This window comes from Streptomyces sp. H27-D2, assembly GCF_035828615.1.
In the GTDB taxonomy this organism is placed as follows: Bacteria; Actinomycetota; Actinomycetes; order Streptomycetales; family Streptomycetaceae; genus Streptomyces.
The window spans coordinates 12,660-37,189 of the sequence record NZ_JAYMZR010000031.1; the positions used below are offsets into that span (position 1 = coordinate 12,660).

The window sequence follows — 24,530 nt, forward strand, 5'->3', positions numbered from 1 at the left end:
GTCACCGCTGACTACGCCGACGGGCACGGCCACCGCATCGGTGGCCGTGCCCGTCTCGCTTGTCCGTCCCCGTCCCGCTCGTCCGTGCGGCGGTCAGTCCCGCCGCGTCTCCTGGGCGTCGCGCGCCGACTCCGCCGTCGAGCGGACCCGGCCGCGGACCGCGAACCATCCGGCGACCAGCGCGGCGCCGATGATCGGGATCAGCATGACCGTATCGCGGCCGACGCCGTCGTCGTACCACATCAGTACGACCACACCGGCGAGGAAGGCCAGCGTCGCGATCTCGATGACCGGCGAGCCGGGCAGCCGGAACGCGGGGCGCTTGAGCAGTCCCGCCTTCGCGCGCTGCACGAACACCATGTGGGCGAGCATGATGATGCTCCAGGTGCTGATGATGCCCAGTGCCGCGATGTTGAGCACGATCTCGAAGGCCTCGCCGGGCACCAGGTAGTTCAGCCCGACGCCGAGCACGCACACCGCCGAGGTGAGCAGGATGCCGCCGTACGGGACCTGGTGCCGGTTCATGAGGCCGGTGAACTTGGGCGCCGATCCGGCTTTCGCCATCGAGCGCAGGATGCGGCCGGTCGAGTACAGGCCGGAGTTGAGGCTGGACATCGCCGCGGTGAGCACGACGAGGTTCATCACATCGCCCGCCGCCGGGATGCCGACCTTGGAGAGCACCGTCACGAAGGGGCTCTCCCCCTCGGTGTAGCCGTCCCACGGCATCAGCAGGGCGAGCATCACGACCGAGCCGACGTAGAAGACGCCGACCCGCCACATGATGGAGTTGACGGCGCGCGGCACGATCTTCTCCGGCTCGGCCGTCTCGCCCGCGGTGACGCCGACCAGCTCGACGGCGGAGTAGGCGAAGACGACGCCCTGCAGCACGACCACGACCGGCAGCAGGCCGGTGGGGAAGAAGCCGCCGTTGTCGCTGATGATGTCGAAGCCCGGCGTCCGGCCGTCCACCGGGTGCTGGGTGGCCAGCAGGAAGATGCCGATGAGCATGAAGATCACCAGTGCCGCCACCTTGACGGTCGCGAACCAGAATTCGAGTTCGCCGAAGATCTTCACAGAGATCAGGTTCAGCGACAGCACGACGGCGAGCGCGATGAGCGCCATCACCCACTGCGGGATGTCGCTGAACATGCTCCAGTAGTGGGTGTAGAGCGCGATGGCCGTGATGTCCGCGATGCCGGTCGTCGACCAGTTGACGACGTACATCCAGCCGGCCGTGTACGCGCCCTTCTCGCCCAGGAACTCGCGGGCGTAGGAGACGAAGGAACCCGACGACGGCCGGTGCACCACCAGCTCGCCCAGCGCGCGCACCACGAAGAAGGCGAAGAGCCCGCAGACGGCGTACGCGATGGCCAGCGCGGGCCCCGCGGAAGCGAGACGTCCGCCCGCACCGAGGAACAGGCCGGTGCCGATGGCGCCGCCGATCGCGATCATGTTGATGTGGCGCGCCTTGAGGTCCTTGCTGTACCCCGTGTCGCCCGCGTCCGGAACGCTTCCCCGGTCGGGGAGGCCCTCCTTCTGGACGGCTTGATTGCTCACAGCTGGTTCATCTCGCCTTCGGTCAGGTGATGTCGCTGCGGCCCTACCTTCGAATCAAAGGTAGGGCCGTGCTTTCACCTCCCCAGGAGATCACCAGACATTCATCCGCCTTTCTTGGGCATAACACCGCGATCGAGTACATCACGGACTGTGGGTAATCCCACATTCCGTTTACGGCCGACCGCCGCCGGCCATCCCCTGGCCGGCCGGTCTCCTGGTGTGACCGTTCGCGATAGTTGGCGGATGTTCGCGATAGTTGGCGAGCCGACATCAGAGAGCGATCAACTTACGCAGAGTTACTGTCCTGTCCCACTGGAACTGCCAGATTCTCACTCGATCTCGCACCTGACACGGCGGATCATCAGCGGATCGTGTTCTGAGCGGCGACCGCCTTGGGTAATTCACTGGCGGCGGCGAAGCCCGGGCAGAAGGCTGTCACCGTGACACTTCATGAGAACGAGATCGGTGTGGATGAGGCCGTCGTCCGGGCGCTGCTGCGGGAACAGCGCCCGGAATGGGCAGCCCTCTCCATCTCGCCGGCCGGTGCGGGCACGGACAACACGATGTATCGGCTCGGCAACCAGTTGCTCGTACGGCTGCCGCGCACACCGGACAACGCAAAGGCGGTACAGAAGGAACAAACGTGGCTGCCGCGGCTGGCGCCGCATCTTCCCTGTCGCATCCCGGAGCCGGTGCACGCCGGTACTCCGAATTCCGCCTTCCCGCTCGTCTGGTCGGTCTACCGCTGGATCGATGGCGATGAAGCCGACCTGGGATCGGTCACCGATTGGCACGCCTTCGGGACAGACCTAGCAGCGATCGTGCAGAGGCTGCACTCCATCCCCCTCATGGGAGCCGCTCGTCAAGGCGAGCTCAGCTGGTACCGCGGAGGTGGCATGCAAGTTTGTGACCGGTGGATCAGTGGGTGCTTCGACGACTGTCGAACGATCCAGGGTTTCGACCTCGACATCGCGCGCCTGCGACACCTGTGGCAGAGCGCGCTCGCCCTGCCCGAGCCATCCGGCCGACAGGTGTGGCTCCACGGCGACCTCAAACCCACCAACCTTCTGGTTCAGCAGGGGAAGCTGCACGCGGTCATCGACTTCGGAGGCCTCTCAATCGGCTTCCCCGATGCCGAGCACTCGCCTCTGTGGGACCTTCCACCCGGGGCTCGACAGGCGTACTGGGACGCCATAAGCCTCGACGACGTGACGTGGTTGCGTGCCCGGGCATGGGCCATCGCCGTCGGAATCAGCGGGGTGTCGTACTACTGGGGCACCTATCCCGCCTTCGTCAGCGAATGCCTGTCGCGCCTCCGCGCGATCCTGGAGGCTGCCGACGAGCAGTGAACCAGTCCCGCACGTGGCGCACTCCGTCCCAGGCCACGGGGCACGCTCTAGGGGCGGCGGGCCAACAAGTGGGCGTCGAGGAAGCCCCGCTCGGAGGCCGGGTCGTGGAGCAACCGAGCAACCGTGACGAGCCCGGCCCCGGCCAGCAACTCGGCAAACCGCTCGGCCGGCCAACTATAGGCGGGCGTCACCTTGTGATCGAAGCGGACCGGCTCCGGTCCTTCGGTCCCGAAGAACGACACCAGGAGCAGGCCCCCTGGTGCCAGGACACGTACCTGCTCGGCGAGCAGCGCGGGCAATTCCCCAGGCGGGGTATGGATCATCGAGTAGTGGGCCAGCACTCCGCCGAGTGTGCCGTTTCCGACCGGCAGGGCCTCCATTCGCGCTTCGTCGAACCGCAGCGCCGGATGGGCCCGCCGGGCGTGGTCGACCATGGCCGGGGAGAGGTCGAGCCCGAAGGCGTCCAGCCCCAAGTCGTGCAGCATGGCCGTCAGATGTCCGGGCCCGCACCCGATGTCGGCTGCACGCAGGTTCCCCGTCCCACGCACGAGCTCGGCGAAGGTGCCGATCATGTTCCGCGCGAACGGCTGCGTCTCCAACCGATTAGCGAACATCGACGCATACAGCTCGACAACCCCGTCGTAGGCCGTCCTGGTCTCGTCCTGGTGTTCCAACACGGGAAGGAAACTAACACCCGCGCAGTTCGCAGCCGTTGTCCGGCCCCATACCCACCCTTCCCCTCGGGACTGATCGTTCCGTCACCTGATCACGGGACACCCCCAGTAGTTCGGATAAGGGACAGTTAAGGACAACTGCGGTGATCCGTGCCGACTGCAGGGGATTCCGTGCTGCTCTGGATGGGTGCTCCGTCCATCGCCTGTCTTGATCCGTTCCGATTCATGCGTACTCAGTGATCTGCTAGCGCCGTACGTCGGCCTTGCCGAGTTCGAGTCGAGGCGGGTTACGGACGACGGGTGGCCGCGTCGATGGGCAGTGACGTGGCGGGTCGGGGAGGGCAAGGTGACCTGGCCCGTGCGTGACATGGCCTCGGTGCCGGTGCTGTCGTCCAGGATGATCCGGGGGTTCACGTGGCGAGCTGACCAGGGGCACCGGCCAGGTCTGCAGTTCATGGTGTCGACGGGTCGGCTTCACGGGTTCGAGTCGCTGGAAGAGCAACAGCTTCTGCTGGCGCTGGACTACTTCGGGGTAGCTGAAGTCCTGCCGCAGCCGTTCCGCCTCGACTTTGACAGCAGCGAAGGCAAGAGGTGGCACGTCCCGGACTTTCTTGCGGTGATGCCCGACGGAGGGCTGTGGCTGTTCGACGTCCGCCCCGAGGGCCTGATCGAGGATGACGACGCGATGAAGTTCGCGGCAACGGCACAGTCAGCAGCGGCCTGCGGCTGGCGATATTCGGTCGCGGCTGGCTGGCGGCCGCACGTCCACAGCGTGCTCGACCACCTGTCGTCGCAGCGTCGGCCACTGGTCGATCAGCTGGGCCTCCAGCGAGAGCTTGAGGACGCTGTTGCACGCGGGGTGGACAGGTTCGGCGACCTGGTGGAGGGAACACGCCTTCCGGCCGTCGCTCGTGCGCACGCTACTCACCTGCTGTGGTGGCGGAGGCTCGGTGTCGATCTGGGCAATCCGCTGGGGGATGGTTCGTTGATCTGGCGGGGCCGCGCATCGGCCGGGGGGTCGTGATGGCTGCGGGGCACGGTCTGCTGGACATGGAAATCGGCAGCGTGCTGCAGTTGAACGGCGTCGAGTGGACGGTGACGGCAGCGGAGCCTCAGTTCAGCCGGTTCGTCCTGACGGATGGTGAGGGCCGTGAGCAGACGAGGTCGATCCGCTGGCTGATCCACCACCCGGATGCGAGGGTCTCGGCGAACCGGCCGACGACGTTCGTCCCCGTCGGCCGGCAGGCGAGGTCGCTGGTCGACCTGACCGAAGGGCAGCTCAAGCGGGCCCGGATCAGGGCTGAGCACGTGCTGGAGGCGGAGACGGGCTTCCGGGACGGCCGGGCCGACCGGGCCCGGCCCGGTGAACCACGGCCTGCCTACGACCCCGAGCGGACGTCGCTGAGCGAGCGTCGCCGGGCGAAGGCAGCCGAGCTGAAGGCGATGCCTCGCCAGGAGGCTGAGATGCTGGGGATTCGGTTCATGAGCGAGCGAACGCTGGAGCGTCTGTCCGCGAGATCGGGAGACAGCCTGCTGCTGGCCTGCGCAGACGGCCGCTGGACCCGCCGCAGCGGGGGCCATCCCAGTGTCACAGAGGAAGTCCGCAAAGCGATCTTCGCGGTGAAGAGGGAGTGCAGAAACCGGTCTTCGATCACCATGGCCGCCCGGCATCGCCTGATGCACCAGTACATCCGGGAGACCTTCCCGTCCTTTCCTGTCAAGGACATCCCGTCGCGGATCACCTTGATGCGGGTCTGGCGGGAATGGTTCGGAAGCGGCGGGGCCCGGGCCCGTTACGCCCGTTCGGCTGAGGACGCCGAGGACGCGGACGTCGGACGGCGACTGGTCGTCCACCGCCCGGGGCAGGTGATCGCACTGGACTCCACGCCGCTGCCGGTCAAGCTGAGGGAGAGCGTGTTCGGCGAGGCAGTGTCGGCCACCCTGACGCTGGGGCTCGATCTCTACACACACTCTGCCCCGGCTTTCAGGCTGACGCTGGAGTCCGATACGTCGGTCGATGTCGCGATGCTGCTCAGGGACGTGATGCTGCCCCTGCCGATGCGCGAGGGCTGGGGCCAGGACATGGAATGGCCCTATCCAGGGGTGCCATCCGAGGTGATCGCGGAGTTCGCCGGACACGACGTCGCGGCCCTTCCCTTCTTCGCACCGGAGACGGTGACCACCGACCACGGAAGCGTCTACAAGAACCACGACCTGGTAGAGGCGGAACGGAGCCTGGGCTGCAACATCCTTCCGGCCCGCGCCTTCCGGGCCAGCGACAAGTTCGCCGTCGAGCGCGCATTCTCCGCGTTCAAGACCATGCTGTTCGAGCATCTGCTGGGCTTCACCGGCACGGACGTCGCTGACCGCGGCGCCGACCCGGAGGCCGACGCGGTGATGACCTGCTCGCAGATGGAGCACGTCATCGCGACCTGGATCGTGAAGGTCTGGCAGAACCACCGGCTCGGTGAATACGCGCCGTCCTGGGGGCCGGAGGAGGACCACAGTCCCAACTCACTGTTCGCCGCGGCCATGCACCAGGGCGGCTGGTCGATGCAGATCCCCGGCCCTGAGCTCTATTACAAGGTCTTGCCCAAGCACCATGTCCAGGTTCATCCCCGCCGCGGGGTGAAGATCCTCGGGCTCTGGTATTACGCCGACCTTCTACAGGAGTCCAGGTTCCTGCGGCCCTCGGGCCGGGGCGGCAGGCACGCCGGCAAGTGGGTCGTCCGCAGCGACCGCCGGGACCGGCGCCGGGTCTTCTTTCAGGACCCGGATGATCACGAAACTTGGCATGTGTTGCGGTGGACCGGACTTCCCCCGGAAGGCGAGATCCCGGCCTTCTCTGACAAGACCGCAGCCGAAGTGCTGGCAACTGCGCGTCAGCGCCGACTCGCTCCTCGCTCGGACGCCGACCTTCTGTCGCTGCTGCTGGAGATCCTCGGCGAGGCGGCACCCGTCGATCAGTGGCCGACCCAGCGAGACGAAAAGCAGGAGAAGGGGAAAGCGGCGAAGAAGAAATCGCAGAAGCGAGCCCGCATCGCCCGCTCGCGCGAGATCTCCCGCGCCGAGACGGCCGCCGCCGACCGGATCGCGGGCCGGCCTGCCGAGCCGGAGGACTGGCAGGAACAGGCCCGCACGGTCGGTCAGGCCGTGACCGCCGACCGGCGCCGCCGCCGCGAAGCTGCCGTCACCGCCGACACGTCCGTGCCCCGGCTCCTGAACGAATCACTCAAAAGCCGCCACCTATTCCTGATGCCGTCCGTTCTGGCGGGCGACGAAGACGCGGATGAGGACACGGCCGACACCGAGGAGAACGTGTGAGGCTCGACGACCTCTCGGCAGGGCGGCTGGACGGCCTGCCCTCCCGCGGCCAGATCGCCGCCATGATCCTTGGCCCCGAATCGCACCGGCACTCCTTCACCGGCTGGCAGCACTACCGCACCACCCGCGACCAGTTCATCCCGCCGCCTCGGCTCACCATCAGGCAATACAAGTTGCTGCCGGCCGACAGACGCTCGGACTACGACGTCTACCGGCGTCTGACCAACGTGAACCTGCCGGTCCAGGAAACGCCGATGCTCGAAGGCGTGACGCGGCTGATCGACCGGCGCCTTCAGGGCAACACGCTTCGGCGCAACAGCCCCACGATGCCGGGCGTGATGGTCAGCGGCTGGGGTAATCACGGCAAGACCGCCACGGTCTGCTCCGTTGCCGCGGCATTTGAGGACCAGTGGCTGGATTTCCACCACCACCTCAACCCCGAGTCCATCTCGGGCACGTCGGACCTGCACGCACCGGTCGTCTATGTCCAAACGCCCGTCACCGCCACCCCGAAGAGTCTCTGCGAGTCGATCCTGAACTTCTTCGGGCCCGAACGCTGGAAATTCACGCTCCCTCAACTGATCCAACTGGTCGCTGACTGCCTGCGAGACCACGGGGTCAAGGTTCTGATCATCGACGACATCAACCGACTGCGGATGCACCGCGCCGACGATCAGGACGTTCTCGACCTCATCCGGGCCCTGATGAGCTTCAACGTCACGCTCATCCTCACCGGAGTCAACATCCCCGGCACCGGGCTGCTGCGGGAAGCCCACTTCAGCCGCCGCGACCGCCAATGGTTGCTGCCACCGCTGGAGACCACACGCGTCCACGGCCTCGAGGTCACCCAGATCGAGCGGCGCTTTGAGCTCGTGGAACTCGACCGCTTCTCCTACACGACGCCCTCCCAGATCCAGGCGTTCGTGAAGCATCTGCGAGGAGTCGAGGCCCACCTGCGGCTCTTGAAGGCGAAGAAGGGCATGCTCACGAACGGTTCGATGCCTGAGTACCTGATGAACCGCGCCGGTGGGGTCATCGGTCTACTCGGCCGGCTTCTTGAGGAGGGCGCTCAGGAAGCTATGGCCACCGGCAAAGAGAACATCACCGAGAGCCTGCTCGACGAGATTATCATCGGCCGGGGTATCCCCGCTGAGGAAGCCGGGCCGGCACCAGCAGCGGGCCCCGCCGAGTCGGACGACGACAAGAAGGTCACCAGGAAGTCGCGCAGGGCACGCAATACCGTCTTCGACGACCGCGGACCTCGCGTTGACCCCGAAGCTCCTGCCGAAGCGGCGAGTTGATGCAGCGACCGCCCGCCGAACCCATGCCCCGCAGCCTGATCCCGCTGCCGGGAGAGAGCATGGCCGGGTTCATCCTGCGGCTGTCCCATCGACTGCACGTCGCACCCAGCAACGTCACCTGGCGCACGGGCCTGACCCCCTATCGCGTCACAAGCGCAATGTCGCCCGTCCGTCACCTGCTCATGATGGAGCCCCCCGAGGTCTCCGCGTTCGCGCACGCTACCCGCATGTCCACCGCGGCCGCCGAGCAGCTCACGCTCCTGCCCTATCTCCGCCGCTGTCCCCCCGTCGCCGAAGCCCTCACACGACAACCGGACGACCCGCCCCGCGCCCGGAGCATCTTCCCTTCCTGGCTCCTCGTCGGCTCCACCCGCTACTGCCCGGCCTGCCTCAAGGGTGACGGGTCAGTGATCCAGGAACGACACGGAGGCACATGGAAGCTGCTCTGGCACCTGCCCGTCGTCTTCGCCTGCCCGAAACACCAGGTCCTGCTCCAAGACACATGCCCGGTCTGCCGACATGCCGCCCAGAGCCGACACCCCGAGGGCCGCCTCAAACTCGTTCCGTCACCAACGACAACAGGACTTCACCCCCTCCAGTGTCGCAACAGCAGCACCAGCACCAGTGGCGGGAGGACATTCTGCGGTCACCGGCTCGACGACAGCAGCAGCCTCACCCAGATCCGCCTCAGCCCCGAACTGGTCGGCTTGCAGCACAAAATCCTCGACTGGCTCAGCCCATCCACGATTCCCGAGACCGCCTTCCACAAGTTCGCGGACCTGCAGGTCATGGCCTCGATCGTCAACGCGACCTGGCCACACACCGCAGACGCGACCAACCTTCCCCACGTGCTGACGGCAGCCCTTGACGACCACTATGCCGCCCAGCAGCAGGCAGCCGAATCCGTTGGCGGCAAACCACCCCATCGCGGGAGCCGCCACCCCAGCCTCTGGAGCACCGAACCGCGCTCCTCAGCGGCCACGGCCGCATTGCTCACCATCGCTCACACCCACCTCCGGCAACCCGTCCACCAACTGCGAGAAACCCTGATCTCCCTGCTTGAGCAAGCACCGGAGACCCCCGATCGCCGCTGGGGCGCAACATGGGTCACACTGCAACGCGACGCTTCCCCCTTGATCCGGCACGAGATCGACAACGCCTTCAGACGGCGCTTTCCCGCCCAACACCCTCCCGGCTCATCCGACCAAGCCGATCGGACCGCTTGCGTCATCCCCGTCCGCGCGCGCGGCTACCGGGCCGAGGACATCCCTCAGCACCTCCCCGACGAGTGGTTCACCCTCCTCAGCTATGCCTCCCGTCCGAAGTCCCTGCCACGATCACCGCAGGCCAACGGGCTGCGAAGAGCAGTCGCGGTTCAACTCGTCCAAGCTGTCACTGGCATGCGCATGGACGAAGCCGCCCGATTCCTCGGCATCCCCACCAACTGGCTCGGCCCGTTCCCCGCCCCGCTACATCCCCTCCGTCCGATCTTCCAGAAGAAGCCCTACGACCTGGCCGGCGCCCTTGAACAGCTCGCCGAACACATCGCCGCTCTGCCTCAGCGGGTCGACTACAGGCAGCGCCGCGAGTCCTTCAAGTCCTGGAACCTCTCCACCACAACCTGGGACAAGATCTGCCGCACCATCCCCACCACGAGGATCGTTCGGTCAGACCGCCAGTTCCGCGAGTGCTCCTCCGCGTTCGTCTGGTCACTCCTCACGGGCAGCGAATGGAAACTCGCCCCGTGCTTCCTGCCGCCTCGCTCGCCCGAGGGCCGGACGTTCACGCAACAGGATTCCAAGATCACCCAACGTCTCTTGTCCCCGCCTGATCGCACCTGGAAGGAGGTGGCTGACCTGCTGCGGCAGGCAGCCGACAGAAACCTCACCTCGTGGGAGAGACGACGCCAGCAGCAACGCTCCGTGAGCAGCTGAGCCCTGGAATCGCCAACTATCGGGAACAGGCTCCGCCAACTACGTTGAACAGTCGGCGAGCGACCAGCGCCGATGCCTCGACGCATCCGTCAACTATCGCGAACGGTCACACCTGGCTGGGTTGAGGTCTGCGCGATCCAAGCGGTTTCGCAACAGTGGTGAGACAGCAATACTGTTGAACGTGATTCGAGCACCGGCACAGCACGGCGGAGAGTGAGGCGCAGCGGATGACCCAGCAGATCGCAGCCGATGGACTGACGGTCGACGAGCTGGCCGCTCGCGCGGGCGTGACAGTCCGTACCGTCCGCTTCTACAGCACCCGCGGCCTGCTGCCGCCGCCCGAGATCGGTCCGCGCCGGGTCGGCCGGTACGGCCCCGACCACCTCTCCCGGCTGGCGCTGATCGAGGAGTTGCAGCACCAGGGCATGACGCTCGCCGCGATCGAGCGCTATCTGGAGCAGCTTCCGGCGGATCTGAGCGCGCAGGACCTCGCCATCCACCGGGCGCTGGTCGCCTCCTGGGTGCCGGACAAGGCCGAGCCGGCCACCCGCGAGCAGTTGGAGCGCCGGGTGGGGCGCGGGCTGACCGAAGCGGACCTGGACGGGCTGGCGGCGATGAGCGTGCTGGTGCGGACCGACGACCCCGAGGTGTTCCAGGTCGATCCGGGGCTGCTGCACCTGGGGGTGCGGCTGCTGGACGTGCCGATCGCGCTGGAGACGATTCTGGCGGCCCGCACCGTCGTGCTGGAGCACACCCGCTCGGCCGCGCGGGAGCTGAGCCGGCTGTTCAAGGACGAGGTGTGGCAGCCGTACCGCGAGGGCGAGGGCCTGCCCGAGGCGGAGGAGCTGGCGCGGCTGAAGTCGCTGTCGGCCCATATGCAGCCGATGGTGGTGCAGGCGTTGGTGACCGCGTTCCAGCGGTCCATGAAGGAGGAGCTGCGGGCCTGGCACAGCCAGGAGTAGCCGCGGGCGGCTGCGAGCGCCGCGGGGCCCGGCCGGTGGGCCCGCCCGCCCCCCCCGCGGCCCCTGTCCGGGGGCGTCGCTGTCAGGCGTCGTTGTCAGGCGTCGCTGAACTTCTCGCCCCGCTCGGCCTTCTCGACCAGCAGCGCCGGCGGCGCGAACCGCTCGCCGTAGGCCGCCCGCAACTCGCGGGCGCGCGCCACGAAGCCGGGCAGGCCGCCCTCGTAACCGTTGATGTACTGGAGCACGCCGCCGGTCCAGCCGGGGAAGCCGATGCCCAGGATGGAGCCGATGTTGGCGTCGGCGACCGAGGTGAGGACGTCCTCCTCCAGGCAGCGGACGGAGTCGATGGCCTCGACGAAGAGCATCCGCTCCTTGAGGTCCTCGAAGGGGACGCTGACGTCCGGCTTGCCGAAGTGCTCGCGCAGGCCGGGCCACAGCCCGGCCCGCTTGCCGTCCACGTACTCGTAGAACCCCGCGCCGCCGCTGCGGCCGGTGCGCTCGAACTCGTCGACCATGCGGTCGATGACGGTCTCCGAGGGGTGGGTCTGCCAGCTGCCGCCCGCCGCCTCGATCGCGCGCCGGGTCTCGGCGCGGATCTTGCGCGGCAGCGTGAGGGTCAGCTCGTCCATCAGCGAGAGCACCTTGGCCGGGTAGCCGGCCTGCGCGGCGGCCTGCTCGACGGAGGCGGGGTCGACGCCCTCGCCGACCATCGCGACGCCCTCGTTGATGAAGTGGCCGATGACGCGCGAGGTGAAGAAGCCGCGCGAGTCGTTGACCACGATCGGGGTCTTGCGGATCTGCCGGACCAGGTCGAAGGCGCGGGCCAGTGTCTCGTCGCCGGTGCGCTCGCCCTTGATGATCTCGACGAGCGGCATCTTGTCGACCGGCGAGAAGAAGTGCAGGCCGATGAAGTCCCGGTCGCGCTTGACGCCCTCGGCGAGCACGCCGATGGGCAGCGTCGAGGTGTTGGAGCAGAGCAGCGCGTCGGGCTCGACGATGTCCTCGATCTCCTGGAAGACCTTGTGCTTGAGCGCCGGGTCCTCGAAGACCGCCTCGATGACGGCGTCGCAGCCCGCGAGGGCCTGCGGGTCGCCGGTCGGGGTGATCCGGGCCAGCAGTTCGTCGCGCTGGGCCTCGGTGGTGCGGCCCTTGGCCAGGGCCTTGTCGAGCAGCCCGGCGGAGTACGCCTTGCCGCGCTCGGCGGCCTCGGTGGAGACGTCCTTGAGGACGACGTCGATGCCGGCCCGCGCGCAGGAGTACGCGATGCCCGCGCCCATCATCCCGGCGCCGAGCACGGCCACCTTGCGGACCTTGCGGGGCGCGATGCCGTCCGGCCGGTTGGCGCCGGAGTTGACGGCCTGCAGGTCGAAGAAGAACGCCTGGATCATGTTCTTGGAGATCTGCCCGGTGACCAGCTCGGTGAAGTAGCGGGCCTCGATCACCTGTGCGGTCTCGAAGTCGACCTGCGCGCCCTCGACGGCCGCGGCGAGGATGTTGCGCGGGGCGGGGTAGGGCGCGCCGTTGAGCTGCTTGGCCAGGTTCGCCGGGAAGGCGGGCAGGTTGGCGGCGAACTTCGGGTGGGACGGGGCGCCGCCGGGCAGCCGGTAGCCCTTGACGTCCCAGGGCTGCTGGGACTCGGGGTTGGCGTCGATGAAGGCGCGGGCCTTGGCCAGCATCTCCTCCTCGGTGGCCGCGACCTCGTGCACCAGACCTTCGGCCAGCGCCCGCGCCGGGTTGTACTGCCGGCCCTGGAGCAGCACCTTGAGCAGCGCGTCCGCGATGCCGAGCAGCCGTACCGTACGGGTGACGCCGCCGCCGGCCGGGAGCAGGCCGAGGGTGACCTCGGGCAGGCCGATCTTGGAGCCGGGGGCGTCGAGCGCGACGCGGTGGTGGCAGGCCAGCGCGATCTCGTAGCCTCCGCCGAGCGCCGCGCCGTTGATCGCGGCGACCACCGGCTTGCCGAGGGTCTCGATGCGGCGCAGGCTGCGCTTGATGTTCATGCCGGTGTCGAAGGCCTGCTGGGCCTGGGCGGGGCCGACCTTGATCATGTCCTTCAGGTCGCCGCCCGCGAAGAAGGTCTTCTTGGCGGAGGTGAAGACGACGCCGCGCACGCTCTCCCGCTCGGCCTCCAGCCGGTCGGCGACCGCCTCCAGGGATGCCTTGAAGGCTTCGTTCATGGTGTTGGCGGACTGGTTGGGGTCGTCCAGCACGAGCGTGACGACGCCGGTGTCGTCCTGCTCCCAGCGGATGGTGGTGGGCTCGCTCATCTCAAAGTCTCCGTAAGGGGGTTCGGCCGGGGCGCGATCAGAGTCGTCGGGCCGGCGCCGGGCGGGCTCGGGCCAGAACAGGCGGCCCTAGGTGCGGGCGTCGCCCGTCAGAGGCGCTCGATGACGGTGGCGATGCCCATGCCGCCGCCGACGCACAGCGTGGCCAGGCCGTACCGCTGCTCGCGCCGCTCCAGTTCGTCGATCAGGGTGCCGATGATCATCGCGCCGGTCGCGCCGAGCGGGTGGCCGAGCGCGATCGCGCCGCCGTTGACGTTGACCTTGTCGAGGCTCAGCCCCATGTCCTTGACGTAGCGCAGCACGACGCCGGCGAACGCCTCGTTGATCTCGACCAGGTCGATGTCGTCGATCGTCAGGCCCGCCTTCGCGAGGGCCTTGCGGGTCGCGGGCGCCGGGCCGGTCAGCATGATCGTCGGGTCGGCGCCGGAGACGGCGGCCGAGACGATGCGGGCGCGCGGGGTGAGGCCGTAGCGCCGCCCGGTCTCGGCGGAGCCGATCGCGACGAGCGCCGCGCCGTCCACGATGCCGGAGGAGTTGCCCGCGTGGTGGACGTGGTCGATCTTCTCGACCCAGTGGTACTTCTGCAGCGCGACGGCGTCGAAGCCGCCGAGTTCGCCGATCACGCCGAAGGACGGCTTGAGCGAGGCGAGGGATTCGGCGGTGGTGCCGGGCCGCATGTGCTCGTCGTGGTCCAGCACGGTGAGGCCGTTGCGGTCGAGGACGGGGACGATCGAACGCGCGAAGCGGCCGTCCTTCCACGCCTCGGCGGCGCGCTCCTGGGACAGCGCGGCGAAGGTGTCCACGTCGTGCCGGCTGAAGCCCTCGATGGTGGCGATGAGGTCGGCGCCGATGCCCTGCGGCACGAAGCCGGTCTCGTAGCTGGTCATCGGGTCCATCGCCCAGGGGCCGCCGTCGGAGCCCATCTTGACCCGCGACATGGACTCGACGCCGCCGGCCAGCACCAGGTCCTCCCAGCCCGAACGCACCTTGGCCGCGGCCATGTTGACGGCTTCGAGGCCGGAGGCGCAGAAGCGGTTCTCCTGGACGCCGGCCACCGTGTCGGGCAGTCCGGCGGCGATGGCGGCGGTCTTGGCGATGTCCGAGCCCTGGTCCCCGAGCGGGCTGACGACGCCGAGCACGACGTCGTCGATGGCGGCCGGGTCGAGGTCGGGGAAGCGGCGGCGCATCTCGTGGATGAGGCCGACGACCAGGTCGATCGGCTTGGTGCCGTGCAGCGCGCCGTTGGCCTTGCCACGGCCGCGCGGGGTGCGGATCGCGTCGAATACGTACGCTTCGGAACTCACGTCAGGTGCCTTTCGGGGATGAGGGGTCAGGCGAGCAGCGAGCGGCCGATGATCTCCTTCATGATCTCGGTCGTGCCGCCGTAGATCGTTTGGATGCGGCCGTCCGTGAACGCCTTGGCGACGCGGTACTCGGTCATGTAGCCGTAGCCGCCGTGCAGTTGCAGGCAGCGGTCGGCGACGCGCTTCTGCAGTTCGGTGGCCCACCACTTGGCCATCGAGGCGTGCACGGCGTCGAGCCGCCCCGCGGTGTGGTCGGTGATGCAGCGGTCCAGGAAGGTGCGGGTGACGGCGCACTCGGTGGCCATCTCGGCGATCTCGAAGCGGATGTGCTGGAGCTTGGAGAGCGGGCGGCCGAACGCCTCGCGCTCCTTGACGTACGTCATGGTGATGTCGAGGAGGTGCTCGGCGGCGGCGATGCCGGCGACCGCGATGGTCATCCGCTCCTGCGCCAGGTTGGTCATCAGATGGACGAACGCGCCGTTCTCCTCGCCGAGCAGGTTCGCCTTGGGCACCTTGACGTCGTTGAAGAACAGCTCGGCGGTGTCCTGGGCCTTCTGGCCGATCTTGTCGAGGTTGCGGCCGCGCTCGAAGCCCGCCATGCCGCGCTCGACGACGAGCAGGCTCAGCCCCTTGGCCCCGCCCTCCGGGGTCGTCCTGGCCACGACGACCACCAGGTCGGCGAGGACGCCGTTGGAGATGAAGGTCTTGGAGCCGTTGAGCAGCCAGTGGTCGCCCTGATCGACGGCGGCCGTCCTGATGCCCTGGAGGTCGGAGCCCGCGCCCGGCTCGGTCATCGCGACGGCGGTGATCGTCTCGCCGCTGCAGAAGCCGGGCAGCCAGCGGCGCTTCTGCTCGTCGGTGGCCAGCCCGGTCAGATACGGGCCGATGATGTCGTTGTGCAGGCCGACGGCGAACCCGGAGGCGCCCGCCCGGGTGAACTCCTCGGCGAGTACGGCGCTGTAGCGGAAGTCCGGCTCGCCGCCGCCCCCGTACTCCTCGGGCACCGCGAGCCCGAGCAGCCCCTGCCGCCCGGCCGCCAGCCACGCCTCGCGGGAGACGATGCCGTCCTGTTCCCAGCGCTCGTGGTGCGGCAGCACCTCCTTGGCGAGGAAGGTCTTGACCGTCTCGCGGAACGCCTCGTGGTCGGCGGTGAAGATCTCGCGCGTCATGGCCACAGCCGTGTCTCCTCCGGAGTCCTAGGACCCATTCTCGTGCGTGGTCGGTGCGTGCGTCGTCGGTGCGTGCGTCGTCGGTGCGTGCGTCGTCGGCGCGAGCGGCATCGGCGCCTGCCTCATCGGCCCGCGCGCCTTCGCTGCCCGCGTCATCAGCTCTCGCCCGCGGGGCCGGCGGCGTTGCGCAGCGTGGGCAGGTCCCAGTCGGCGGCCACCTCGGCGGTGTCCGCGCCGGGCTGGGCGGGCGCGCGGTGCACCGATCCCGGGGTCGCGGAGAAGCGCGGGGCGGGGGCGGGCTGGGTGATGCCGGCGTGCTCGACGAAGGTGCCGCGGGCGGCGAGGTGCGGGTGCGCGGGGGCCTCGCGCAGCGACAGCACGGGGGCCACGCACGCGTCGGAGTCCTGGAAGACGGCCGTCCACTCCTCGCGGGTACGGGTCTTGAAGCGGTCCGCGATGGCGGTGCGCAGCTCGTCCCAGCGGTCGAAGTCGTTGCGGTCGGGGGCTTCGTCCGCGATGCCGAGCAGCTTGACGAACTCGGCGTAGAAGCGCCGCTCCAGCGCGCCGACCGCCATATAGCCGCCGTCGGCGGTCTCGTACGTGCCGTAGAAGGGCGCGCCGCCGTCGAGCAGGTTGGCGCCGCGCTGGTCCTGCCAGCCGCCGGCCGCCATCATGCCGTGGATCAGCGAGGACAGATGCGCGGTGCCGTCCACGATCGCCGCGTCGACGACCTGGCCGGCGCCCGCCGTGCGGGCGTGCTGGAGGGCTGCGAGCACGCCGATGACGAGGTAGAGGGAGCCGCCCGCGAAGTCGCCCATGAGGTTGGCGGGGAGCACGGGCGCGCCGTCCGAGGGGCCGACCATGCCGAGCACGCCGGTGATCGCGATGTAGCTCGCGTCATGGCCGGCCCGCCCGGCGAGCGGGCCTTCCTGGCCCCAGCCGGTCATCCGCCCGTAGACCAGGCGCGGGTTGCGTGCCAGGCACTCCTGCGGGCCGATGCCGAGCCGTTCGGTGACGCCGGGGCGGTTGCCCTCGATGAGCACGTCGGCGCGGTCGATGAGGTCGAGGACGGCGGCGATGCCCTCCTCGGTCTTGAGGTCGAGCAGCACGGAGCGCTTGTTGCGGTTGGTGATGTCGCACGCCGGGTCGATGTGCATCCCGCCGCCGCCGGGGCGGTCCACCCGTACGACGTCGGCGCCCAGGTCGGCGAGGTGCATGGCGGCGAACGGACCGGGGCCGATCCCCGCCAGCTCCACCACCCGGACCCCGCTGAGTGGTCCGTGGCCACCCGTCGACGGTGTTTCTGTCCCTGCCATCAAGCCCCCAGCGCTATGACACAACTGATGTAACATCAGTGATGTTAAGAACGTGTTCCACTTTGCACAAGCCCCGCCGCCGGGTGAAGAGCGGGCGGCTGCGGCTGCGCCGGACGGTGACGGCCCGGCCGCGTCACCTCATGAACGAGCGGGGGCCTCACGCGAGGCGGTGACCCCGGGCGGGGCCGGTGGCGGTGACGTCCGGCGGCGTGGGGAAGGTCACCTTGCGGCGGGGTCGGGTGGGTGGCCGGTTCGTACGAGCTCAGCCGCCGGGGGCTGCGCGGCTGCCGGCCGGGCGGGGGCGCGCCCTTCGTCAGCCACCGCCACCCGGCGAGGCCACCCCCACCCGGCGACTCCGCCGTCAGCCGGCGCCGCGCGCGTCCAGCTCTGCGATGAGCCGTTTGAGCGCGATGGTGCGGTAGCTCTCCTCCACCCAGTCGCACAGCAGCTCGGCCGCAGGCGCGTCCGTGCCCGTGCCCGCCTCCGCGCCGAGCGGCACGCTCACCCAGCCCGCCTTGCCCAGGCCGTACCCGGCCGGCTCCGCGCCGGGCATCGACAGGGCGTGAGCGTGCGCTTCCTCGTCCTTGAGCTTGACCGTGATGCCGGGCGGATAGCTGTCGTCCGCCACGCCCAGGAAGACGAACACCTTCTTGTTGACTTTGATGACGCTCTCGCCCCAGGGAAATTCCTCCCCGGCCCCCGGCAGTCCGAGAGCGAACTCGCGGACCCTCGCGCGCACCTTCAGCGGGTCGAGTGGGTCCTTCGACGCGGCCATGGTCTCCTCCGGGGGCTGTCGGTTCGGGCGGACGGCCGGGTGGTGCGTACGACCAGCGCCTACGACAGCGCGTACCGCCCGACCCGGCCCGCACGATCCACGCTAGCCGCCGGAGCCCGGCCCCGTACGCCCGCGCGGCGCGTCGCGGACGCTCGCCGTCACCGGTCCTTCCGACGGCAGCACCCGCTCCCGCCCCGGCTCCGCCCGCGTCAGCCGGTCCTCCACCGACTCCGGGTCGATGAGCCGGCCGAGCCGGTGCGGGACGTTGCCGCCGACCAGGACGATCACGACCAGGGTCAGCCCGAAGGCGAGCACCGCCAGCGCCCGGCCCAGCGGCATGCCCTCCGCGAGCCGCGCGCCCAGCACCGGCGCGACCGCGCCGCCGAGCGCTCCGGTGTTGTAGACGAAGCCGAGCGAGGCGGCCCGGGAGGCGGTCGGGAAGTGGCCGGCGATGTACTTGGGCAGGATGCCGGAGATGCCCTGGCTCAGCGCGAGCAGGAAGAACAGCAGCACGCCGAGGCCGACCAGGCTGTCCTGGACCGCGAACACCGGGAAGATGAACGCGAGCGATGCGAGCAGGGTGCAGGCGTAGGCCCGGCGGGTGCCGAAGCGGTCGCCGACGAAGCCCGCCAGCCAGCAGCCGAACATGGTGCCGGAGCCGGCGTAGAACATGACGTCGGCGACCTGCCCGGGGTCGTAGCCCAGCTCGGTCTTGAGGTAGGTGGGCAGCAGCGCCTGGATCGGCCAGCTGTAGAGGAACGCGCAGAACACGGTCACCGTCAGCGACACGTACAGCAGCCAGCCCTTCCGCCCGCCGAGCTGCGCGGCGAACGCGATCAGGCAGCCCGCGGCGAGCACCGACAGCGGCAGCACCAGGCCCGCCCCGGCCGGTGTGAAGACGCAGAAGAGGCTCGCGCTCGCGGCGAAGGCCAGCGCCGTGTTGAGCGTCGCGCGGGCGCGCCCCGCGAACAGCGGGCGGAACGGGTTCGGCAAGGGCGGCCCCGCCCCGTCCCTCCCCGCCCCGTCCCGGCCGCGACGCGCGGCGAGCCTGCCGCCGACCTCCCGCTGCCAGTCCTCCGCCTCCGGCAGCGCCCGCCGCACCCAGAGCGCGACCAGCACCGGCAGCACGCCGATCCAGAACATCCAGCGCCAGCCGAACTGCGGGACGACGACCTTGTACAGCTCGGCCGCGATGATCGTGCCGCCCGCGTAGCCGGAGATCAGGAAGCCGCTGGCGCGGTTGCGCAGCCGGGTCGGCCAGCTCTCCAGGACGTAGGTCGCGCTCGCGCTGTACTCCCCCGCCATGCCCATGCCGATCATCAGCCGGGCTGCGAACATGCTGGTGTAGCCGCACGCGAAGCCGCACGCGAAGGTGCCGAGCGAGTAGAGCAGGATGCTGGCGATCATCGCGGCCTTGCGCCCGTAGCGGTCCCCCATCGCGCCGAGCAGCGCGCCGCCGAGCCAGCGGGTGATGAACGCGCCCGAGACCAGGCTCGCGGACTCGACCGTGGTCAGGCCGAACTCGTCGGCGATCTCGGTGAGCACGAGCGTGATGAGGACGAAGTCGAAGCCGTCCAGCACATAGCCGAGCCAGGCCGCGAACATCGCCTTCCACTGACGGCGGGACACTTCCCGGTACCAGACGGGCCGGTAGCGGACGCGTCGGTAGCGCACGGGCCGGGCTGCCTCCGGCGGCGGTCGGCTCACAGTAGCCCGGCGTCTTCGAGGTGTCGGCGTACGGCCTTGACCGCGGCGTCCCCCAGCGGGAGTTGGGGCGCGGCGGTGGCCGGGCAGTCGATGACGCCCAGCAGATGCAGCGCGGCCTTGAACGCGCCGAGCGCGGAGGAGCTGCGACCCATGGCGCTCTCGTCGCCGACGTCGACGAGGGCGAACAGCGCGGCGAGCCGGTCCTGTTCGGCCACCGCCTCGGTCCAGCGACCCGCGCGGGCGTGCCCGTACAGCCGGACGTAGCCGGCCGGGTCGACGTTGCCGAGCCCCGGCACGACGCCGTGCGCGCCCGCCAACAGCGCTCCGTCCACGGTCAGTTCGGAACCGGTCAGCACCGAGAAGCGCCCGTCGGAGCCGTCGGCGCGCAGCGCCGTCAGGAGTCTGCGCAGCGAACCGTCGTCGCCGCTGCTGTCCTTGAGTCCGGCCAGGGTGCAGTCCGCGGCGAGGGCGAGGACGGTGGCGGCGGGGAGCTTGGAGTGCACCGCGGATGGGATGTCGTAGGCGAACAGCGGCAGGTCCACGCCGTCCCGAAGGCGCCGGAAGTGGCCGGAGATCTCGGCCGGGTGGGTGCGGGTGAAGAACGGGGCGGTGGCGACCAGGCCGTCCGCTCCCGCGCGGGCTGCCGTACGGGCGTGGGCGAGCACCCGCGCGGTGGTCATGTCGATGACCCCGGCGAGCACCGGCACCCGGCCGGCCGTCGTCTCGACGACGGTCGCCAGCGCGGTGCGCCGCTGCTCGTCGGTGAGATAGGCACTCTCCCCGCTGGAGCCGAGCGCGAACAGGCCGTGCACCCCGGCGTCGATCATCCGCTCGGCCAGCGCGGCCAGCGAGCGGACGTCGACCTCGCCGTGGGGGGTCAGCGGGGTGCAGAGCGGGGGGACGACACCACGGAGGGGGGCGGCGGGCAGAGGCATGGCGGGCCGTCTTTCTGGTACACGCGACATCATGCGAAACAAGCGTAATCAGGACATGGGATGTCCCATCTCTGCCGCAGTATCCTGCGCCGCGCCGGAAGGCTGTCAAGACCCCTCGCGCACGACGCCCTTATTGACGCCCCGTCGAACAGATACCTACTGTTCGGTAATAGCGAAAGGGGCCCGCCATGCGGTGGCAGGACAAGACCGAACGCGTCCACCCGGAACGCGCCTATGACGTAGTGCTGTTCGGAGCCACCGGCTTCGCCGGGGCGCTGACGGCCGAGTACCTCGCCCGGCACGCGCCCGCGGACTGCCGCTGGGCGCTGGCCGGGCGCAGTCCCGACAAGCTGAAGCGGCTGCGCGAGCGGCTCACCGCGATCAACCCGGCCTGCGCGGACCTCCCGCTGCTGCACGCCGACGTCACCGACGCGGACGCGCTGCGCGCGGTCGTCGCCGACACCCGGGTGGTGGCCACCACCATCGGCCCCTACATCAGCTACGGCGAGCCGCTGGTGGCCGCCTGCGCCGAAGCGGGCACCGACTGCGCCGACCTGTCCGGCGAGGCCGAGTTCGCCGACCTGATGTATCTGCGGCACCACCGCAGGGCCACCGAGACGGGCGCCCGGCTGGTGCACGCGTGCGGCTTCGACTCGATCCCGCACGACCTGGGCGTGCACTACACCGTCGCCCGGCTGCCCGAGGGCGTGCCGCTGAACATCGACGGCTATGTGCGCTCCGACGCGACCTTCTCGGGCGGCACGTTCGCGTCCGCGCTGACCGCCTTCTCCCGGGTGCCGCAGACGGCCCGGACCGCCAAGGCGCGCCGCCGCGCCGAACCCCGGCCCGTCGGGCGGCGGGTACGGGCGCCGCTGCCCGCTCCGCGCCGCAGCAGCCGGCTCGGCGCCTGGGCGCTCCCGCTGCCGACCGTGGACCCGCAGATCGTCGCCCGCTCCGCCGCCGCCCTGCCGCGCTACGGCCCGGACTTCCGCTACCGGCACTACGCGGCGGTCAAGTGGCTGCCGGTCGCCGTCGGAGCCGCCGCCGGAGCCAGCACGCTCTTCGCTCTCGCCCAACTCCCGCTGACCCGCAACTGGCTGTCCGACCGCCTCAAGCCGGGCGACGGACCGGGCCCCGAGCGGCGCGCCAAGAGCTGGTTCAGCGTCCGCTTCCACGGCGAGGGCGGCGGCCGGCGCATCGTCACCGAGGTCTCCGGCGGCGACCCCGGATACGACGAGACGGCCAAGATGCTCGCCGAGTCCTCGCTCTGCCTCGCCTTCGACGACCTCCCCGACACCTCGGGCCAGGTCACGACGGCGGCGGCGATGGGCGACGCGCTGACCGAGCGGCTGATCCGCGCGGGAATGTCGTTCCACGTCGTCGAGTCCTGGGTGAAGACCGAGGACTCGACGGGCGGCTGACGCGACGGGGTGACCGGACGGGCTGAGGAGCGCGGCCGTACGAAGCTCGCGGCCCGCTCGGGCCGGGGCCGCCGCACGGTCGACCGCCCCGCCCCGGCCGCCGCAGCACGCCGTCCGATTCCCGCCGGGAAGCGCGCCCGCGCTCGCGCAGCATGGAGGGCATGAGCACTCCCTACGAGATCCGGGCCATCGCCCCCGACGTGCTGGCGCGGCTGCGCGAGCGGGACGACGCGGGCGATCCCCCGCGGCTGGTCCTGGACGAGAGCGGCGGCAGCCCGCTGCGCTGGTGCCTGAACCGCAGCGAGCCCGGCGAGGTCCTCGCCCTGGTGTCGTACGCGCCGCTGCGCCGCTGGGCCCGCGAGACGGACGCCGACCCCGGCCCGTACAGCGAGGTCGGCCCGGTCTTCATCCACACCGAGGACTGCGGCGGTTGGCCCGGGGGCGAGGCCGGCGGCGGCTATCCGGACGCGCTGCGGGGCGGGCGCCGGGTGCTGCGGGCCTATTCGGCGCGGGGCGGCATCCTCGGCGGACTGCTGATCGACGGCGGATCGCCGACGGTCGAGGAAGGGCTCGCGAGGCTGTACGCGGACCCGCAGGTCGCGGCCGTGCATGTGCGCGCGGTGGAATTCGGCTGCTTCCACGCGGAGACGAGGCGTACGGCGGAGGCCGGTTGAGCGGGACGAGGCGGACGGGCCCGAGCCGGCGCGCCCCGTACGAGGTCGCTCGGAGGGGCCCTCAGCCGTCGCTCAGAGCGACAGCATCCAGTCGACGATGACGACGCCCATCGCGAGCACCCAGAGCAGCGCGGTGATCCCGGCGACGGCGAGCACGACGGACGCCCCGTGCGCCACGCCCTCGTGGTGGTCGGTCGGCTGCCATGCGTCGTTGAGTACCTCGGTCTCGTTCATACGGCCAGGATGCCGATCCTCGAACACCCGCGCATCGGTGCGGATACTCAGTTCCGCTACTCAGTTCCCCGCCGGCAGACGCTCAGACGCTCAACAGCGCGCGGCGGCACAGCGAGTCGGCGCGGCGGGTGGTCTCCGGGAGTCGGTAGGCGCGGGCCAGCCCGAGGGTGTGCGCGCAGGCGCTGTCCAGGCCGACGCGGTGGCCCACGGACACGAAGACCGGCTTCACCCCGTCCTGGGTGCGCAGCACCCGTCCCACCTCCTCTTCCCCGTCGAGCAGCGCGGAACTGTCGCCGCGCGTCGGGCCGGGGGTGTCGTGCCGGAAGACGAACGGGTTCTTGGCGACGCCGATGGTGGGCAGCCCGGAGAGCACGCCGAGGTGGCTCGCAAGCCCGAAGCGGCGCGGGTGCGCCCGGCCGTAGCCGTCGCAGACGACCAGGTCGGGGGAGCTGCGCAGGCGGTCCAGGGCGGCCAGCACGGTGGGCAGTTCGCGGAAGGCGAGCAGGCCCGGCACGTACGGGAAGGCGACCCGGCCGACGGCGGTCGCCTCCTCGATCACGCTGAGATCGCGGGCGTCGAGCGTCACGGCGGCGGCGACCACCACATCGCGCTCGTCGTCGTACGCGACGTCCACGCCGGTGAAGCGGCCCGCCGAGCCGGGGGCCGGTCCGGAGTCCGCCAGGTCGACGGAGGCCCGCAACCCGTCCTGGACGGCGATGGCCAGGCCCTCGGTGGTGGGCCAGTCCTGCGGCGGTTCGATTCGAGAAGTGGTCATCGCACCGGCCACGCTACCCGCGCGCCGACGCCGACCGGACACCGACCAGGGGTGTTTGGGCCGTCGGCGGTGACCTGGGACGGGGGCGCTCCTCGCCACGGCGCACCGCAGCCTTTACCGTGTCCCCCGTGACGACCTCGATCAATCAGCCCACAGGACCGCCGCCCGCCGACTCCCCCGGTCGCGACGGACCGCACGCGACCGCCGAGATCGATCCGGAGCGCGTCGGCCCGGTCCCAGGGGCCGGACGCGACTCCTGGGTCGATCTGGACCGCGTACTGCGGGTGCACGCGGACGGGATGCGCCGCGAGGCGTGCGCGCTCGACCTGCCGCGCTTCGACGCCGTCGTGGCACGGCTGACGGAGCGCTACGGCTGGCGCTGACGCGGCCCCGACCGCCGGGCCCGTAGCGCTACGGGCCCGGCGGTCCGTCGCCCGGTCAGCCGCGTCTGCCGCTGACCGTCACGGCGACGCTCGCGCAGATCACCAGGAACATGCCGGCGATCTGTCCGAGCCCCAGCGCCTGGCTCAGCACCGCGAGCCCGATCAGCGCCGCGACAGCGGGCTCCAGGCTGAGCATGACGCCGAAGACCCGGGGCGTGAGCCGCCGCAGCACGGCCATTTCCAGCAGGTACGGGAAAACGGGGAAGAGCAGCCCGGCCCCCGCGACGGCGAGCAGCAGCAGCCACCAACTCCAGTCGCCGGTCGGGTTCGCCAGCCCGTGCAGGCCCTCGCCCAGGCCGAGCGGCGCGATGGCCACCGCGCCCACGGTGATGGAGACCGCGAGCCCCTGGAAGCCCTCGAAGGTGCTGCCGACGCGTTGGGTGAGCAGCAG

20 protein-coding genes and 1 pseudogene are annotated in these 24,530 nt (G+C 70.2%); 9 read left to right on the top strand and 12 right to left on the bottom strand.

The annotated features are described in order from the left end of the window. Positions 1-93: 93 nt before the first annotated feature. Positions 94-1,557, bottom strand: a complete 1,464-nt coding sequence (locus QMK28_RS14485) for an amino acid permease (RefSeq protein ID WP_326437831.1) — start codon at positions 1,555-1,557, stop codon at positions 94-96. A gap of 440 nt (positions 1,558-1,997) precedes the next feature. Here QMK28_RS14485 and QMK28_RS14490 point away from each other — a divergent pair, with 440 nt between their 5' ends. Beyond that, a complete protein-coding gene (locus tag QMK28_RS14490; RefSeq protein ID WP_326437833.1) occupies positions 1,998-2,906 on the top strand; it encodes an aminoglycoside phosphotransferase family protein in 909 nt (302 codons plus the stop codon). Between the two features lie 47 nt (positions 2,907-2,953). Here the strand turns inward: QMK28_RS14490 and QMK28_RS14495 are convergent, their stop codons facing one another. Continuing rightward, entirely contained in the window at positions 2,954-3,583 is a 630-nt protein-coding gene (locus tag QMK28_RS14495; protein ID WP_326437835.1) for a class I SAM-dependent methyltransferase, read from the bottom strand. A gap of 343 nt (positions 3,584-3,926) precedes the next feature. On the opposite strand from QMK28_RS14495, the gene QMK28_RS14500 reads away from it, so the two are divergent. The 5 genes from QMK28_RS14500 (at position 3,927) to QMK28_RS14520 (ending at position 11,101) form a co-directional block, all read left to right on the top strand. Then, positions 3,927-4,604 carry a TnsA-like heteromeric transposase endonuclease subunit gene (locus QMK28_RS14500; RefSeq protein ID WP_326437837.1) on the top strand — a complete coding sequence of 226 codons (678 nt, stop codon included), beginning with the start codon at positions 3,927-3,929 and terminating at the stop codon, positions 4,602-4,604. Further along, positions 4,604-6,904, top strand: coding sequence for a transposase (locus QMK28_RS14505; RefSeq protein ID WP_326437839.1), 2,301 nt, complete (start codon positions 4,604-4,606; stop codon positions 6,902-6,904). Before QMK28_RS14500 ends, QMK28_RS14505 begins: the two co-directional genes overlap by 1 nt. Next, entirely contained in the window at positions 6,901-8,205 is a 1,305-nt protein-coding gene (locus QMK28_RS14510) for a TniB family NTP-binding protein (RefSeq protein WP_326437841.1), read from the top strand. Before QMK28_RS14505 ends, QMK28_RS14510 begins: the two co-directional genes overlap by 4 nt. 23 nt (positions 8,206-8,228) lie before the next feature. Beyond that, positions 8,229-10,139: a TniQ family protein gene (locus QMK28_RS14515; RefSeq protein WP_326437843.1), complete on the top strand. Its 1,911-nt coding sequence runs from the start codon at positions 8,229-8,231 to the stop codon at positions 10,137-10,139. 227 nt (positions 10,140-10,366) lie between these two features. Beyond that, on the top strand, positions 10,367-11,101 hold the full coding sequence (locus QMK28_RS14520; protein WP_326437845.1) for a MerR family transcriptional regulator: 735 nt from the start codon (positions 10,367-10,369) through the stop codon (positions 11,099-11,101). Positions 11,102-11,196: 95 nt separating this feature from the next. Here the strand turns inward: QMK28_RS14520 and QMK28_RS14525 are convergent, their stop codons facing one another. From QMK28_RS14525 to QMK28_RS14555, 7 genes are all read right to left on the bottom strand, one after another. Then, a complete protein-coding gene (locus QMK28_RS14525) occupies positions 11,197-13,368 on the bottom strand; it encodes a 3-hydroxyacyl-CoA dehydrogenase NAD-binding domain-containing protein (protein WP_326437847.1) in 2,172 nt (723 codons plus the stop codon). Positions 13,369-13,475: 107 nt separating this feature from the next. Continuing rightward, positions 13,476-14,690, bottom strand: a complete 1,215-nt coding sequence (locus tag QMK28_RS14530) for an acetyl-CoA C-acetyltransferase (RefSeq protein WP_326437849.1) — start codon at positions 14,688-14,690, stop codon at positions 13,476-13,478. Positions 14,691-14,716: 26 nt separating this feature from the next. Next, entirely contained in the window at positions 14,717-15,859 is a 1,143-nt protein-coding gene (locus QMK28_RS14535) for an acyl-CoA dehydrogenase family protein (protein ID WP_326437915.1), read from the bottom strand. Between the two features lie 155 nt (positions 15,860-16,014). After that, the gene (locus QMK28_RS14540; protein WP_326437851.1) at positions 16,015-17,175 is read right to left on the bottom strand and encodes a CaiB/BaiF CoA transferase family protein; all 1,161 of its coding nucleotides are present in this window, start codon (positions 17,173-17,175) and stop codon (positions 16,015-16,017) included. A gap of 361 nt (positions 17,176-17,536) precedes the next feature. Beyond that, positions 17,537-17,950, bottom strand: coding sequence for an MmcQ/YjbR family DNA-binding protein (locus tag QMK28_RS14545; protein ID WP_326437853.1), 414 nt, complete (start codon positions 17,948-17,950; stop codon positions 17,537-17,539). A gap of 102 nt (positions 17,951-18,052) precedes the next feature. Then, on the bottom strand, positions 18,053-19,555 hold the full coding sequence (locus QMK28_RS14550) for a sialate:H+ symport family MFS transporter (RefSeq protein WP_326437917.1): 1,503 nt from the start codon (positions 19,553-19,555) through the stop codon (positions 18,053-18,055). A gap of 98 nt (positions 19,556-19,653) precedes the next feature. Continuing rightward, entirely contained in the window at positions 19,654-20,592 is a 939-nt protein-coding gene (locus QMK28_RS14555; protein ID WP_326437855.1) for a dihydrodipicolinate synthase family protein, read from the bottom strand. 188 nt (positions 20,593-20,780) lie between these two features. On the opposite strand from QMK28_RS14555, the gene QMK28_RS14560 reads away from it, so the two are divergent. After that, a complete protein-coding gene (locus QMK28_RS14560; RefSeq protein ID WP_326437858.1) occupies positions 20,781-22,013 on the top strand; it encodes a saccharopine dehydrogenase family protein in 1,233 nt (410 codons plus the stop codon). Positions 22,014-22,174: 161 nt separating this feature from the next. Continuing rightward, entirely contained in the window at positions 22,175-22,687 is a 513-nt protein-coding gene (locus tag QMK28_RS14565; protein WP_326437860.1) for a DUF1203 domain-containing protein, read from the top strand. 72 nt (positions 22,688-22,759) lie between these two features. On the opposite strand, the gene QMK28_RS14570 is transcribed toward QMK28_RS14565, so the two are convergent. Both QMK28_RS14570 and QMK28_RS14575 read right to left on the bottom strand, forming a co-directional pair. Next, positions 22,760-22,921, bottom strand: a complete 162-nt coding sequence (locus QMK28_RS14570; protein WP_326437862.1) for a hypothetical protein — start codon at positions 22,919-22,921, stop codon at positions 22,760-22,762. An 82-nt stretch (positions 22,922-23,003) separates the two neighbouring features. Then, a complete protein-coding gene (locus tag QMK28_RS14575; protein ID WP_326437864.1) occupies positions 23,004-23,696 on the bottom strand; it encodes an endonuclease V in 693 nt (230 codons plus the stop codon). A gap of 245 nt (positions 23,697-23,941) precedes the next feature. On the opposite strand from QMK28_RS14575, the pseudogene QMK28_RS14580 reads away from it, so the two are divergent. Then, positions 23,942-24,079 (top strand): annotated as a pseudogene (locus QMK28_RS14580) (type II toxin-antitoxin system PemK/MazF family toxin); the annotation flags it as partial. A gap of 55 nt (positions 24,080-24,134) precedes the next feature. Here QMK28_RS14580 and QMK28_RS14585 read toward each other — a convergent pair. Continuing rightward, a partial coding sequence (locus QMK28_RS14585) for an EamA family transporter (protein ID WP_326437866.1) occupies positions 24,135-24,530 on the bottom strand: 396 nt, incomplete at its 5' end.

What these genes read in the sequence shown, in the direction of transcription:
- QMK28_RS14515 (WP_326437843.1), top strand. Translation starts at nt 8,229, where the DNA reads ATGCCCCGCAGCCTGATCCCGCTGCCGGGAGAGAGCATGGCCGGGTTC.
- QMK28_RS14555 (WP_326437855.1), bottom strand. Translation starts at nt 20,592, where the DNA reads ATGCCTCTGCCCGCCGCCCCCCTCCGTGGTGTCGTCCCCCCGCTCTGC.
- QMK28_RS14525 (WP_326437847.1), bottom strand. Translation starts at nt 13,368, where the DNA reads ATGAGCGAGCCCACCACCATCCGCTGGGAGCAGGACGACACCGGCGTC.
- QMK28_RS14550 (WP_326437917.1), bottom strand. Translation starts at nt 19,555, where the DNA reads ATGTTCGCGGCCTGGCTCGGCTATGTGCTGGACGGCTTCGACTTCGTC.
- QMK28_RS14565 (WP_326437860.1), top strand. Translation starts at nt 22,175, where the DNA reads ATGAGCACTCCCTACGAGATCCGGGCCATCGCCCCCGACGTGCTGGCG.
- QMK28_RS14535 (WP_326437915.1), bottom strand. Translation starts at nt 15,859, where the DNA reads ATGACGCGCGAGATCTTCACCGCCGACCACGAGGCGTTCCGCGAGACG.
- QMK28_RS14560 (WP_326437858.1), top strand. Translation starts at nt 20,781, where the DNA reads ATGCGGTGGCAGGACAAGACCGAACGCGTCCACCCGGAACGCGCCTAT.
- QMK28_RS14545 (WP_326437853.1), bottom strand. Translation starts at nt 17,950, where the DNA reads ATGGCCGCGTCGAAGGACCCACTCGACCCGCTGAAGGTGCGCGCGAGG.
- QMK28_RS14505 (WP_326437839.1), top strand. Translation starts at nt 4,604, where the DNA reads ATGGCTGCGGGGCACGGTCTGCTGGACATGGAAATCGGCAGCGTGCTG.
- QMK28_RS14570 (WP_326437862.1), bottom strand. Translation starts at nt 22,921, where the DNA reads ATGAACGAGACCGAGGTACTCAACGACGCATGGCAGCCGACCGACCAC.
- QMK28_RS14540 (WP_326437851.1), bottom strand. Translation starts at nt 17,175, where the DNA reads ATGGCAGGGACAGAAACACCGTCGACGGGTGGCCACGGACCACTCAGC.
- QMK28_RS14520 (WP_326437845.1), top strand. Translation starts at nt 10,367, where the DNA reads ATGACCCAGCAGATCGCAGCCGATGGACTGACGGTCGACGAGCTGGCC.
- QMK28_RS14575 (WP_326437864.1), bottom strand. Translation starts at nt 23,696, where the DNA reads ATGACCACTTCTCGAATCGAACCGCCGCAGGACTGGCCCACCACCGAG.